Origin of the sequence: Serratia marcescens (genome assembly GCF_006715005.1) — a bacterium.
Lineage (GTDB): Bacteria > Pseudomonadota > Gammaproteobacteria > Enterobacterales > Enterobacteriaceae > Serratia > Serratia montpellierensis.
In genome coordinates, this window is sequence record NZ_VFMJ01000001.1 from 4384247 (window position 1) to 4397343 (window position 13097).

The following is a 13097-nucleotide window of genomic DNA, read 5'->3' on the forward strand; positions in this document are numbered from 1 at the left end:
CGGGGAAATGATTGATTCTACGGCAGTTGCTGAAGCAAAAGCGGTTCCACACGCCGGGCACCTTAACATTTGCTGCAATTTTTGACCGTACTCCGCCCTATAAGTTCACCCTTTTTTGCAAGCATTGTTGCTGACAATACGTGACGAAGGTGCAGGCCGATAGGGAATTTGTGCGCTAAGAAGAGAGGTGTGGTGCTGACTTCGCTTGAGGTCACTCTTCTCCCGCAACGCGATCAAAAGCAGCAGGAGAAGAGTATACCAAAAAAATCTTACTGTGGTGTAAATCGGCGTAAATGTTGCACTGTCGCCAGCCAGGCGGCGATCCAGCCGATCATGGCGGAGATGATCAGCAGCAGCAGCGCCTCATCCCAGCCCAGCCCGTGCAGGGTGAAGGTGGTGCCGAATACCTTGGCGACCCCGGCGACTACCGACTCCAGCTGCCACACCAGCGCGCCGGAGAGCACCAGCGACAGCAGCGCGCCGGCAAAGCCCAGCATCGCCCCGCCGTTGAGGAACGGCCGCAGGATAAAACCGTCGGTGGCACCGATCAGCTTCATCACGTTGATGGTGTCGCGACGGCTGAAGATGCTCAGACGCACGCTGTTGCCGATAACCAGGAACACCGCCACGATCATCAGCACGCCGATGATCGCCGCGATCTGGCCCGCCAGCCCGGTCAGCGCCGCCAGGCGGGCAAACCAGCTGTCATCCATACGCACTTCTTCCACGCCCTGCACCGCCGCTACGCGATCGCGCAGGGTGTTGAGGGTGTCCGAACTCTGGAAGCTCATCTTCGGCGTGACGATCGCCACCGCCGGCAGCGGGTTCTCTTCCAGCATGTCCAGCGCGCCGCCAAAGCCCGACCAGTTGCGGAACTCACCGCGCGCTTCTTCACGCGACAGGTAGTTCACCTTCTCCACGCCGGCTTCCGCCTTGATGGCGTCGAGCACTTTCAGCGCCGCGTCGTCATCGAGCGACTTATCCAGGTAGACCGTCAGCTGCGGCGTCGGGTACCACTGGCTGGCCGCGGTGCTGACGTTTTTCCACACGATGTAGCACACGCTCGGCAGCGTCAGGGAGATGGCGATCACCATCACCGTCAGCAGCGTCGCCAACGGCTGGCGCAGCATGTCTTTGATGGCGTTCATCCAGGCGTAACGCCACTGTTCGCGCCAGCCGCCGCGCAGCGCCTTGCTCTTGGCGGTTTTTGCGTTATTGGCCATGGTGAGCGCCCCCTTGCATGCGGCCCTGGCTCAGCGTCAGGATGCGGTAATTACGGCGGGCGATAAGCCCGGTGTCGTGCGTCGCCATTAATACGGTGACGCCGACGCGATTGAATTCTTCAAACAGGCGCAGAATGCCTTCCGACAGCGCGTCGTCCAGGTTGCCGGTCGGCTCATCCGCCAGCAGCACCGCCGGCTTGTTCACCACCGCACGGGCGATGCCCACGCGCTGCTGCTCACCGCCGGACAGCTGAATCGGGAAGTTCTTCGCTTTATCCAGCAAACCGACCTTGTCCAGCGCGGCGGAGACGCGGCGACGGATGTCTTCGGTGCTGGCGCCGGCGATGATCAGCGGCATCGCCACGTTGTCATACACCGTGCGATCCAGCAGCAGATGGTGATCCTGGAAGATCATGCCGATCTGCCGACGCAGGAACGGCACCTCGCGGTTTTTCAAACGGCTGATGTCGTGGCCGCCAAACCAGATGTGGCCGGCGCTGGGCCGTTCGATACCGCAAATCAGTTTCAGCAGGGTACTTTTCCCCGCGCCGGAATGGCCGGTCAGAAACGCCATTTCCGCCGGGCGCAGATGGAAATCGACCCCCTGCAGCGCTTGCCGTCCGCCCAGATAAGCTTTACTGACCTGTTCAAAGCGAATCATCCGTATTAATCCTCTCGGGCAAAAAGTGCCTCAATAAAATCGTCAGCCTTAAACGGCCGCAAATCTTCGATGCCTTCCCCGACGCCGATATAGCGAATCGGGATACCGAACTGATCGGCGATGGCGAAGATCACCCCGCCCTTGGCGGTACCGTCCAGTTTAGTCAGCGTGATGCCGGTTAAGCCCACGGCCTCATTAAATAATTTCGCCTGACTGACCGCATTCTGGCCGGTGCTGGCATCGAGCGTCAGCATAACCTCATGGGGGGCCTGGTCGTCCAGTTTTTTCATGACGCGGACGATCTTCTTCAGCTCTTCCATCAGGTGCGATTTGTTCTGCAGACGGCCGGCGGTATCGGCGATCAAGACATCGATGCCGCGCGCCTTGGCGGCCTGCACCGCATCGAAGATCACCGAAGCGGAGTCCGCCCCGGTATGCTGCGCCACCACCGGAATGCGGTTGCGATCACCCCACACCTGCAGCTGCTCCACCGCCGCGGCGCGGAAGGTATCCCCCGCCGCCAGCATCACCGACTTGCCTTCCGCCTGGAACTGACGCGCCAGCTTGCCGATAGTGGTGGTTTTACCCACGCCGTTCACGCCGACCATCAGGATGACATACGGCGTTTTCCCGCTGACATCCAGCGGCTGATCGACCTTGGCCAGAATTTCGGACATTTCCTCCTTCAGCTTGCCGTACAGCGCTTCGGCGTCTTTCAGCTGCTTGCGGCTGGCGTGCTGGGTCAGGGAGGTGATGATCTTGCGCGTGGTGTCTACGCCGACATCGGCGATCAGCAGCTGTTCTTCCAACTCGTCGAACAGGTCGTCGTCGATCTTTTTACCGCGGAACAGCCCCATAAAGCCGGAGCCAAGATTTTGCTTGGTCTTCAGCAGGCTGCGCTTCAGGCGAGCGAAGAAGCCTTCTTTGGTCGGGCGCTCCTGCTCTTGCGCAGCGGCCGGCACCACAGGTTCAAGCAGCTCTTCTTCTTCCGGCTCGGGTTCTGGTTCGACGACTGGCTCAGGCTCAATGACCGGCTCAAGTTCGACGACCGGCTCAGGCTCAATGACCGGCTCAGGCTCGACGACCGGCTCAGGCTCAACGACCGGCTCAGGCTCAACGACCGGCTCAGGTTCGACGACCGGCTCAGGTTCGACGACCGGCTCAGGCTCGACGACCGGCTCAGGCTCGACGACCGGCTCAGGCTCGACGACCGGCTCAGGTTCAACGACCGGCTCAGGTTCAACGACCGGCTCAGGTTCAACGACCGGCTCAGGTTCAACGACCGGCTCAGGTTCAACGACCGGCTCAGGTTCAACCACCGGCTGCTGCTGCGCCACTACCTGCTCGGTCACGCTGACAATCTCTTCGGCCAACGCTTGCGCCGCCGGGTGTTCACCCGCCGCCGGCAGGTTTTCCGCGATTTGTTCGCCGGCCTGACCGTTATCCCACTCTCCCGGGGTGTCGACGGAGGCGGCAGGTTCAGATTCCTGGGCGGGGAGCTTGTCATCCAGCTTGGCGGCGGCCGGTTCAACCGGCGTCTCCGCGGCCTGAGGCTCTGCCTGCTCTACCGGCTGCTCAGGTTGCTGTTGCTCTTCTTCCTTTTCCTTCTGGCCAAAGCCCAGCCAGGAGAAAAACCCACGTTTCTTATCTTTTGCCATGTTATGACTCTACTCCGTACCGAAGGCTCGCTTACCCTACATACCTGAAGGATATATGCTGACAATAATCCGCCGAGTCTATCACTTTCCCTCGCGCAGCAACACGCATCCGGCATGCTTTCCGGTGTGAAATCAGACAACAAAGTTTTACCGTTTCCCCCGACGCCCGTCACCGGTAGAATAGGGACAACTTTTCGTTAACCTCTGCGGCCCCGCGCCGTAAAAGAAATCAAACAACGCTTATGACAAGACTCTCGCCACGGGCGGCGGCCAAAAAACCGCCCCAGGCCGCAGCCGGACAAATCCGCATCATCGGCGGCCAATGGCGCGGTCGCAAGCTTCCGGTGCCGAACAGCCCGGGGCTGCGCCCCACCACCGATCGGGTGCGCGAAACCCTGTTCAACTGGCTGGCGCCGGTGATTCAGGGCGCGCGCTGTCTGGACTGCTTCGCCGGCAGTGGCGCATTAGGGCTGGAAGCGCTGTCGCGCTACGCCGGCAGCGCCACGCTGCTGGAATTCGAACGGCCGGTGGCGCAGCAGTTGGAAAAAAATCTGGCGCTGCTGCAGGGCAAAGGCGTGGTTATCAACACCAACGCGCTGAGCTGGCTGGCGGGCGAGGGCAAACCGTTTGACGTGGTGTTCCTCGATCCGCCATTCCGCAAAGGCCTGCTGGCGGAGACCGCCCTGCTGCTGGAGCAGCGAGGCTGGCTGGCCGACGAGGCCTGGATCTATGTAGAAGCCGAGGCGGAAAGCGCCGCGGCAGACGTGCCTGCCAGCTGGCAGCTGCACCGGGAGAAAGTCGCCGGCCAGGTGGCTTATCGCCTTTATATTCGTTCGCAAGAGAAAACCGACCATGCTGATTAATCTGGGCCGCCTGCTGATGCTGTGCGTGTGGGGCTTCCTGCTCTCTAACCTGTTCCATCCGTTTCCCAAGCCGCTGAAGTATTTCATCGACGTGGCGCTGTTCTTTATGGTGGTGATGCACGGCCTGCAGTTGGTGCTGTTGAAATCCACCCAGCCGAAGGATCAGCCGATCAGCTACTGGCAAGAGGCCAAGATCTTTATCTTTGGCGTGTTCGAGCTGCTGGCCTGGCAAAAGAAACAGCCGCCCATCAAGAAGAAGTGACCGCTACGGCTGAGCGGTGAACGAAACGAAGCGCGTGCCCTGCATGTTTAACGTGCCCTGCGCGCCTTTTTCTATCGGGTTGTACTGCCATTGCTTCAGCCGCAGCTGGATGTCTTCACCGCCCTGTACCGGGCTGAACACCACCTCGTAATTCATCGGTTCATTGACCAAGGGCTCGCGCTGCGGCGCGCGGGTCTTGGTGACCGGCACCGCGCGTTTGTCGCTCACCGTCACCTGCAGACTGCGCATCGGCGCGCGGTCGTTTTCCGCCTCCTGCTGGCGCTGTTTGAAGTAGCGTTGCGTGGCCAGTACGGCGATCAGCGCAATCACGGCGACAAAAAATAACGGTGGTTTGCTCATCGGTTTCCCATTTCCTTCACGGCCAAATCGGCGTAAACATAGCATTCTCAAGAAAGCATTGTCGATCGTCGGCAGGCTACCTACACTGAAATAAGAAGTGACATGGGTGACAGTTTGGAGCCGGTGGTTGCGGCTCCCTCATACATAAGGAAGACATCAATGAGTTGGCCGTTCCTTGCCGTATTCTTTTCCGGTTGGCTGTTCGTCGACGCCTCATACCGTGGGCCGCGCTGGCAACGCTGGGTGTTCAAACCCGTCACGCTGCTGCTGCTGTTGCTGTTGGCCTGGCAGGCGCCGGTGCTCAGCGCGGCAGGTTATCTGATCGTACTCGGCCTGCTGGCGACGCTGATCGGCGACGCGCTGCTCCTGTTGCCGCGCGAGCGGGTGCTGTACGCCATCGGCGCCTTTTTCCTCTCGCACCTGCTGTATACCCTGAGCTTTGCCAGCCAGATGACGTTCAGTCTGTTCTGGCCGCTGCCGCTGGCGCTGCTGGCGATAGGCGCGTTGCTGCTGGCCACCCTTTGGACCCGGCTGGAAGAGATGCGCTGGCCAATCGTCACCTATGTGGCGATGACGCTGCTGATGGTCTGGTTGGCGGGCGAACAATATTTCCTGCGCAGCACCGATTTCGGCTTCTCGCTGCTGACCGGCACCTCGCTATTGCTGCTGGCCAACGTGGTTTGGCTGATCAACCGCTACCGTTTCACCTTCCGCGCAGCGGACGCCATCGTCGCTTTCTGTTACTTCTCCGGCCACTTCCTGATCGTGCGCTCACTCTACCTGTAACGACCTGCCGCGGGTTCGGCACGCCGAACCCGTTTCCACATCAAGCCAACGCTTTCAACGTTAAGGCATCATCGGCGCCCAGCTGATTGCGATACAGATCGCCGTCGCGCGAGAAGAACGCCAGCGTGCTGCCATCCGCCCGCAGCAGGGCGATGCCGTCCGGCGCCGGGCGCCAGCCCACCACCTCGGCCGCAAACACGCTTTGCAGACAACGTTGCCGATCCACCAGTTGATAGCCGTTGGTTTCACTTTGCTCATTCGCCAAAAACTCGATTTGGCATTGGCGTTCGCTGTCGGCAACCTGCCATTGCCCCGCCAGCGACTGCGCGCTCGGCAGCGCCAGGCTGCCGGCCATGACCGCACTCGTCACCATCATGCCGCCCGCCGCCAGAGCGGTGCGCGTTAAAGTACCTTTCATACCGGGCTCCCACATCACGCCCGGCCGAGACTGCGCCGGGCGTTTCGTTGCTGTGTTACACGATAAAGTCGGTGGCGACGTCTACCTGACCGACGATTTTCACCAGGAAGTCCGGCGCCTGATGGCCGCCGATGTTCACCGACAAATCGGTCACGTTGTTGGAAGCGTTGTAGCTGAGCAGCGCTTCACCGGCCGCGCCGCTGAAGTGATCGACGAAGTGGATGAAATCACTGCTCTGTGCCTCTTTGTTGAAGAACGACAGGTCAATTTTGTCGATCCCTTTCTGGAAGTCACGGATCCAGTCCGAAGCACCCGGTGCAGAGTCGCTGGCAGCGGTGAACACGAAGGTATCCTGGCCGGAACCGCCCCACAGTTCATCCGCCCCACCGCCGCCGAACAGCACGTCATTACCCGCGCCGCCTTTCAGCACGTTGTTGGCCGCGTTGCCGACGATCACGTCATTGCCGGAACCGCCAATGGCGTTCTCGATGGTCACCCCGGCGGCGATCGAGACGTTGCCCTTCAGGCCGCCCACGTCGGAGAACGACTTCTCGTTCAGGTTGATGCGCTGGTTAGCGGTATAACCGGAGAAATCGAAGGTATCGTTACCGCCCGCATCCCAGACCGCAAAGATCACTTTCTGCGAGTTGCTGGTGGTGCTGAGGAAGTCACGACCGGTGTTGGAGTTAAAGCCATACACGGTGTCGCCAGTGCGGGTCGACAGGTTGGCGCCATACAGATGTTGAATGGCGGCAATGTCATCCAGCAGCGGAGCAGCGGCGTAATGACCGCCGTTATCCCCACCGGTGTTGGTTTCGCTCCAGTAGCTCATCAGGCTGAACTGACGGGTATCTTCCGCGTAAGTGACGTCGCGGTAGGTTGGGTTGCCTTCACCGGCGTTGTAATCGCCCGGGTGGCTCAGACCCAGCGCATGGCCAATCTCATGGGTGAACGTCTGGCGGCCGTAGTCTTCGGTCGCCGGATGCTTCACGTTGGACTGGTTGACGTTGTACCAGGTCTGGCCGCCCAGATCCTGGCCCTGCCAAATGGTGTTCGGCAGGAAGGCATAGGCTTGGGTGCCGTAATCATAATGACCAGGACGATCCTGGCTGTAGTTGCCGAAGGTGATGTTGGCCTTTTGACCGGCCGCCACTTCGGTAAAGGTGATATTGGCGACGTCGGCCCAGGACTGCAGCGACAGCTTAGCCTGCTGCTGCTGTTCCGCGCTGAACTTGCTCAGCCCGGTGTCGCCGGCGACGTTGGTGGCAGAGAACTTATAGTCCGGGAAGGAGAAGGTTAATTTAACCGGCTGGCCAAATACCTTGTAACCGTTCCAGGTTTGGTTCTCACGGGTAATAAACAGCCCAGCTTGCTCGTTAGAAAATGAATCCTTGCCATTAATCTGAATCCCGTTGCCACGCTCATGATAATGCAGCAGGTCGGCTACAGCATCGTAGCCGGTTTTGGCGGCCGCGAAGTTGGATTCAGTAATTTCAATTGCCTTTTTAGTAGATTGCATTGGTTCGATTCCACTCATTATCTGATCGTTATCAATCAGACAGATAGACATAACCTCCCCGTAAGCCACGGTTAATGAACCTTAAGCTTGCTGGAAGGGGCTTATGCGCCGTTGCCGGCAGTGTGTTAGGTAGAATTAATGCATATATATCAGCAAATAAGATCACCATTAAAAATGGTAATCGATTCCAATTATAGGCAGGGTCACGAAACTGAACATAAAATAATCAACCTTTTATTGTCTCAACGAAAGTTTGTTATGCTGCTTTTTTGGCTTCTTTACAAAACAAATGAAACTTAACGAGGATAAGTTGGCACCAAACTTCAATAACAATGCGGCCTGCAGACACAAGCGAATCATGCTGGCTTGCGATGGGCAAAAAGGTAAATTTTACTAAAGCGTTATAGGTTAATAACTCTTTATTATTAGGTCGGGCGACTTTTTAGTTTCTATAGGAATATTATTTTCTTATTTAAACTAACGGCAGTGAGCCTTTTCACCCAAATAGAGGATAAGAAAATCCTATAGATTTAAATTCGCATTATTCATTATTGAATGAATACCCCTTTATAGGCTCGAACGCCGTTAGCAATAATTCTCATCCGTCGCTTGACTCTGGAGTTGACTCCAGGGTGTAGAGTCAGCTGAGCAAACCCGTTTAACAGCCCGAAGGGGGACGTTATGCACAATCAGCAAAATCATAATCATCAGGAACATCACCACGCCGAAGGCGGATGCGGCTGCAACCACAGCCACAGCAAAACTCAGCATGGCTGCAGCAGCGAGCCGAAAAACGCCGCCGCACAGGCCGAACACGCCCACCACCATCACGATCATGGCGATAGCAGCTGCTGCACCGCCGCGCCCGACGATCCGGACGAGGAAAGCGACAGGCAGGCCGCCGCTCCCCCTTCCGGTAGCCAACGTTTCAGCTGGAAAGTCACCGGCATGGACTGCCCCAGCTGTGCCAAGAAAATCGAAAATGCCGTCACCGCACTTCCCGGCGTCGACAGCGCGCGCGTGCTGTTTGCGACCGAGAAACTGGTGGTCGACGCGCAGTCCGACATCAGCTTGCGGATCCAGGACGCGGTTGCCCAGGCCGGCTTTACCCTGCTCGGCACTCAGACCGCCAAAGCCGCCGCGCCAAAAACCTCACGCTTCGGCGAATTCGCACCACTGCTGCTGTTGACCACCCTGATGGTCGTCAGCTGGGTGCTGGATCGGGTTAACCCGGAGCTGGGCCGCATCGCCTTTATCGCCACCACGCTGGTCGGATTGGCACCGGTCGCCGCCAAGGCGCTGCGTCTGATTCGTTCCGGCACGCCGTTCGCCATTGAAACGCTGATGAGCGTGGCGGCCATCGGCGCGCTGTTCATCGGCGCCACCGCCGAAGCGGCGATGGTGCTGCTGCTGTTTATGGTCGGTGAACTGCTGGAATCCTATGCCGCCAACCGCGCGCGGCGCGGCGTGACGGCGCTGATGGAGCTGGTGCCGGAAGATGCGCTGCTGCTGCAAGGCGCGGAGCGCAAACGCGTGCCGGTCGCCAGCCTGCGTCCGGGCGATGTGATTGAAATCGCACCCGGCGGGCGCCTGCCGGCCGACGCCGAGCTGCTCAATCCGTTCGCCAGCTTCGACGAAAGCGCCCTGACCGGCGAATCGGTGCCGGTCGAGCGCCAACAGGGTGAGAAAGTGGCCGCCGGCAGTCTGTCCGTCGATCAGGCGGCACAGATGAAGGTGATCTCCGAGCCCGGCAAAAACGCCATCGACCGCATTCTGCAGCTGATTGAAGAGGCCGAAGAGCGCCGCGCGCCGATCGAACGCTTCCTCGATCGGTTCAGCCGTTATTACACCCCGGCCATTATGCTGCTGGCCGTCGCGGTGATCCTGGTGCCGCCGCTGCTGTTCTCACAGCCGTGGGATACCTGGATCTATCGCGGCCTGACGCTGCTGCTGATCGGCTGTCCATGCGCGCTGGTGATCTCGACCCCGGCGGCCATTACCTCCGGACTCGCGGCCGCCACGCGGCGCGGCGCGCTGATTAAAGGCGGTGCGGCGCTGGAGCAACTGGGCCAGATACAAACTATCGCCTTCGATAAAACCGGCACCTTGACCGAAGGCAAGCCGACGGTGACCGACGTGCTGCCCATCGGCGCGCTGACCGAACAACGGCTGCTGCAGCTTGCCGCAGCGGTAGAGGCCGGATCACATCACCCGCTGGCGCAAGCGATCATCAACCGTGCTGCCGAAAACGGGGCTGAGCTGCCGCTGGCACAGGCGCGCCGCGCGCTGGCCGGCGTCGGCGTGGAAGGGATCGTAGATGGCAAGACCGTACTGATCAGCGCGCCGGGCAAGTTGACACCGGGCCTGCTCGACGCCCAATGGCAGAGCCAGGTGGATAAGTTGGAAAACGCCGGTAAAACGGCAGTGGTGGTGCTGGAAGACGGCGTGCCCATCGGCTTGCTGGCGCTGCGCGATACGCTGCGCAGCGATGCCAAACAGGCGATAGCCGAACTGAACGCGCTGGGTATTCGCGGCGTGATGCTGACCGGGGACAACCCGCGCGCCGCCGCGGCGATTGCCGGCGAGCTGGGCCTCGACTATCGTGCCGGTCTGTTGCCGGAAGATAAGGTCAGCGCGGTCACCGAACTGAGCGAACTGCGCCCGACGGCGATGATCGGCGACGGCATCAACGACGCCCCGGCGATGAAAGCCTCCAGCATCGGCATCGCCATGGGCAGCGGCACCGACGTGGCATTGGAAACCGCCGACGCCGCCCTGACCCACAACCGGCTGGTGGGCGTCGCGGAGATGATCCGCATCTCGCGCGCCACCCACGCCAATATCCGGCAAAACATCACCATCGCGCTGGGGTTGAAAGGGGTCTTCCTGATCACCAGCCTGCTGGGGTTAACCGGGCTGTGGCTGGCGGTGCTGGCCGACTCCGGCGCCACCGCGCTGGTCACTGCCAACGCGCTGCGGCTGTTGAGAAAGCGCAGCTAAGTTCGGAAACAAACACGGGCGCGGCATACCGCGCCCGTTGTCATTTCGGGAAAGGGACTTTTCTTTCATCGACACGACCGTGCCGCCGTTATACGCCTTTACGCAACAAATAACGGTATGGCGCCTGCTCGGTCTCCTGCGCCACCAGCGTGTGTTCCATAAAGCGGCAGAACCCCGGGATATCGCGGGTGGTGGCCGGATCGTCGGCGATAATCAGCAGCGTTTCGCCGTTGTCCATATGGCGCACGGTTTTACGCACCATCATCACCGGTTCCGGGCAACGCAGGCCCAGCGCGTCGAGCGTCTGGTCTGCCTGGGCAAATAAGTCAGTCATGCAATTTTTCTCGTTCAAAAACGATCGGCGAACGCTCGCCGCATCTCATTAGCGCCTAGTTTACGCCGGTAGTTTTTCTGCGCAAGATGCGTTAACGTTTGCGTTAAATTTAACCATTGCATTGGTTGCGCAAACGCGTATCATGCCGCCGCGCAGCGTTTTTTGCTGTTTTAACAAGACACACTGGGTTCCCTCACCCCACTGCTAAAAAGGCTACAACATGTATTCGTTTACCGCACAGCAGCGCTTCACCGCGTTGGTCTGGCTTTCGCTGTTTCATATCGCCATCATTACCTCCAGCAACTACCTGGTGCAGCTGCCGATCACCGTTTTCGGCTTCCATACCACCTGGGGCGCCTTTACCTTCCCGTTTATCTTCCTGGCGACCGATCTGACAGTGCGCATCTTCGGCGCGCCGCTGGCGCGACGGATTATCCTGGCGGTGATGGTGCCGGCGCTGTTCATCTCTTATGTGATCTCCACCGTCACCTATCAGGGAGAATGGCAGGGCTTCGCGGCGCTGAGCAGTTTTAACCTCTTCGTGGCGCGCATCGCCGTGGCCAGCTTTATGGCCTATGTGCTCGGCCAGATCCTTGACGTACATGTGTTCAACCGCCTGCGCCAACGCAGCGCCTGGTGGGTGGCGCCCGCGGCGGCGATGTTCCTCGGCAACATCAGCGATACGCTGGCGTTCTTCTTCATCGCCTTCTATAAGAGCAGCGATCCCTTCATGGCCAACAACTGGGTGGAGATCGCGCTGGTGGATTACAGCTTCAAGGTGATGATCTGCCTGCTGTTCTTCTTGCCGATGTACGGCGTGTTGCTGAACATGCTGCTCAAACGCATCGCGGCGCGCAGCGGCAGCCTGCAGCTGAGCTGAGTCATGCTATTCTGGGCGGCCTTATCCTTGGAGGCCGCTCATGACCCCAATCGTCCGCACCGCCACGCTCGAAGAAATCCACCGCCTTTATCAACGCATCCCCGAATTCGGTGGCCTGCATAGCCTGGCCGATCTGCAGCAGCGTATCGGCACCGCCCCCGCCAGCCTGTTGATCGCCGAGATAGACGGGCAGCCGGCCGGTTTCAAACTCGGTTATCAACGGCAGGAAACGGTGTTTTACAGCTGGCTGGGTGGCGTGCTGCCGGCATTCCGTCGCCACGGCGTGGCGCAGGTCTTGTTGGCCGAACAGGAACGCTGGGCGCGGGCGCAGGGCTATCGCCAACTGACGGTCAAAACCCGTAACCGGTTCCGCGCCATGCTGACGATGCTGCTCACCCACCACTATCAGATTGTTCAGCTGGAAAAGAAAGGCGAAGTGGCTGATTATCGGCTATTACTGGAAAAAAACTTGTGACAACATCTGCCTTGCATTTCAACCTGGAATAGGTTGCGATACGACAGTGAATCCCTACCGGAAAGGAAGAAGGAAGCCCGATGCGTAAAGTAGCGAAATTGATGGGTATCAGCCTGCTGGCGCTTGGCCTCGCGGCCTGCGACGGCAACACCAAAGACACCAAGGCAGCGCCAGACGGCGCGGCGGCCAGCGCGCCGGCCGGGCAGCAGGTGAGCCTGCTGGACGGTAAACTGGCGTTCACCCTGCCGGTCGGCATGGCGGATCAGAGCGGCAAGCTGGGCAACCAGGCTAACAACATGCATGTTTACGCAGACAGCACCGGCCAGCGCGCGGTGATCGTGATCCTGGGCGACAAGACCGCCGACAGCCTGGAGACCCTGGCCAAGCGCCTGGAGAATACCCAGCGCGCGCGTGACGCCAACCTGCAGGTGATCACCAACAAGGCGCTCGACGTCAACGGCGTGCCGCTGCGTCAGTTGGACAGTATCATCACCAGCGGCGGCGAAAAAGCCTATTCCTCCGTTCTGATCGGCTCGCTGAACAACAACATGCTGACCATTCAGGTGACGCTGCCGGCGGACAATCAGCAGCAGGCGCAGACCGAAGCCGAAGGCATCATCTCCACCCTGAAGCTGAAGCAGTAATCCCACAGAGGGCC

14 protein-coding genes are annotated in these 13097 nt (G+C 59.7%); 7 read left to right on the forward strand and 7 right to left on the reverse strand.

Annotation, left to right across the window (positions count from 1 at the left end):
* Window positions 1-269 precede the first annotated feature (269 nt).
* The 3 genes from ftsX to ftsY are packed head-to-tail and all read right to left on the reverse strand — an operon-like array spanning window position 270 to window position 3542.
* Complete coding sequence (gene ftsX / locus FHU12_RS21310; RefSeq protein WP_033636680.1) at window positions 270-1223, reverse strand: permease-like cell division protein FtsX; 954 nt, start codon at window positions 1221-1223, stop codon at window positions 270-272.
* Window positions 1213-1884, reverse strand: a complete 672-nt coding sequence (ftsE, locus tag FHU12_RS21315; RefSeq protein ID WP_004934337.1) for a cell division ATP-binding protein FtsE — start codon at window positions 1882-1884, stop codon at window positions 1213-1215. The genes ftsX and ftsE overlap by 11 nt, the downstream gene beginning before the upstream one ends.
* Before the next feature lie 5 nt (window positions 1885-1889).
* Window positions 1890-3542 (reverse strand): signal recognition particle-docking protein FtsY, encoded by a 1653-nt coding sequence (gene ftsY / locus FHU12_RS21320; RefSeq protein ID WP_141971656.1) that lies wholly within the window; start codon window positions 3540-3542, stop codon window positions 1890-1892.
* Between the two features lie 242 nt (window positions 3543-3784).
* On the opposite strand from ftsY, the gene rsmD reads away from it, so the two are divergent.
* Entirely contained in the window at window positions 3785-4405 is a 621-nt protein-coding gene (gene rsmD, locus FHU12_RS21325) for a 16S rRNA (guanine(966)-N(2))-methyltransferase (RefSeq protein ID WP_141971659.1), read from the forward strand.
* The gene (locus FHU12_RS21330; RefSeq protein WP_004934327.1) at window positions 4395-4667 is read left to right on the forward strand and encodes a DUF1145 family protein; all 273 of its coding nucleotides are present in this window, start codon (window positions 4395-4397) and stop codon (window positions 4665-4667) included. Before rsmD ends, FHU12_RS21330 begins: the two co-directional genes overlap by 11 nt.
* Before the next feature lie 3 nt (window positions 4668-4670).
* Here the strand turns inward: FHU12_RS21330 and FHU12_RS21335 are convergent, their stop codons facing one another.
* Window positions 4671-5027: a DUF2500 domain-containing protein gene (locus FHU12_RS21335; RefSeq protein ID WP_015376283.1), complete on the reverse strand. Its 357-nt coding sequence runs from the start codon at window positions 5025-5027 to the stop codon at window positions 4671-4673.
* A gap of 159 nt (window positions 5028-5186) precedes the next feature.
* Here FHU12_RS21335 and FHU12_RS21340 point away from each other — a divergent pair, with 159 nt between their 5' ends.
* On the forward strand, window positions 5187-5813 hold the full coding sequence (locus FHU12_RS21340) for a lysoplasmalogenase (protein WP_049200035.1): 627 nt from the start codon (window positions 5187-5189) through the stop codon (window positions 5811-5813).
* A 40-nt stretch (window positions 5814-5853) separates the two neighbouring features.
* Here the strand turns inward: FHU12_RS21340 and FHU12_RS21345 are convergent, their stop codons facing one another.
* Together FHU12_RS21345 and FHU12_RS21350 are read right to left on the reverse strand one after the other, a co-directional pair.
* Entirely contained in the window at window positions 5854-6231 is a 378-nt protein-coding gene (locus FHU12_RS21345; protein WP_141971661.1) for an AprI/Inh family metalloprotease inhibitor, read from the reverse strand.
* 55 nt (window positions 6232-6286) lie between these two features.
* Window positions 6287-7750: a serralysin family metalloprotease gene (locus tag FHU12_RS21350; RefSeq protein WP_141971664.1), complete on the reverse strand. Its 1464-nt coding sequence runs from the start codon at window positions 7748-7750 to the stop codon at window positions 6287-6289.
* 681 nt (window positions 7751-8431) lie between these two features.
* On the opposite strand from FHU12_RS21350, the gene FHU12_RS21355 reads away from it, so the two are divergent.
* Window positions 8432-10750, forward strand: coding sequence for a zinc/cadmium/mercury/lead-transporting ATPase (locus tag FHU12_RS21355; protein ID WP_141971666.1), 2319 nt, complete (start codon window positions 8432-8434; stop codon window positions 10748-10750).
* Between the two features lie 88 nt (window positions 10751-10838).
* Here FHU12_RS21355 and tusA read toward each other — a convergent pair whose 3' ends face one another.
* Window positions 10839-11084, reverse strand: coding sequence for a sulfurtransferase TusA (gene tusA / locus FHU12_RS21360; protein ID WP_025304890.1), 246 nt, complete (start codon window positions 11082-11084; stop codon window positions 10839-10841).
* 220 nt (window positions 11085-11304) lie between these two features.
* Here tusA and FHU12_RS21365 point away from each other — a divergent pair, with 220 nt between their 5' ends.
* The 3 genes from FHU12_RS21365 (at window position 11305) to FHU12_RS21375 (ending at window position 13083) form a co-directional block, all read left to right on the forward strand.
* A complete protein-coding gene (locus tag FHU12_RS21365) occupies window positions 11305-11964 on the forward strand; it encodes a 7-cyano-7-deazaguanine/7-aminomethyl-7-deazaguanine transporter (RefSeq protein WP_141971668.1) in 660 nt (219 codons plus the stop codon).
* Between the two features lie 40 nt (window positions 11965-12004).
* Window positions 12005-12439, forward strand: a complete 435-nt coding sequence (locus FHU12_RS21370) for a GNAT family N-acetyltransferase (protein ID WP_141971670.1) — start codon at window positions 12005-12007, stop codon at window positions 12437-12439.
* 80 nt (window positions 12440-12519) lie between these two features.
* Complete coding sequence (locus FHU12_RS21375) at window positions 12520-13083, forward strand: DcrB family lipoprotein (protein WP_025304887.1); 564 nt, start codon at window positions 12520-12522, stop codon at window positions 13081-13083.
* The last annotated feature ends 14 nt before the right edge of the window (window positions 13084-13097 follow it).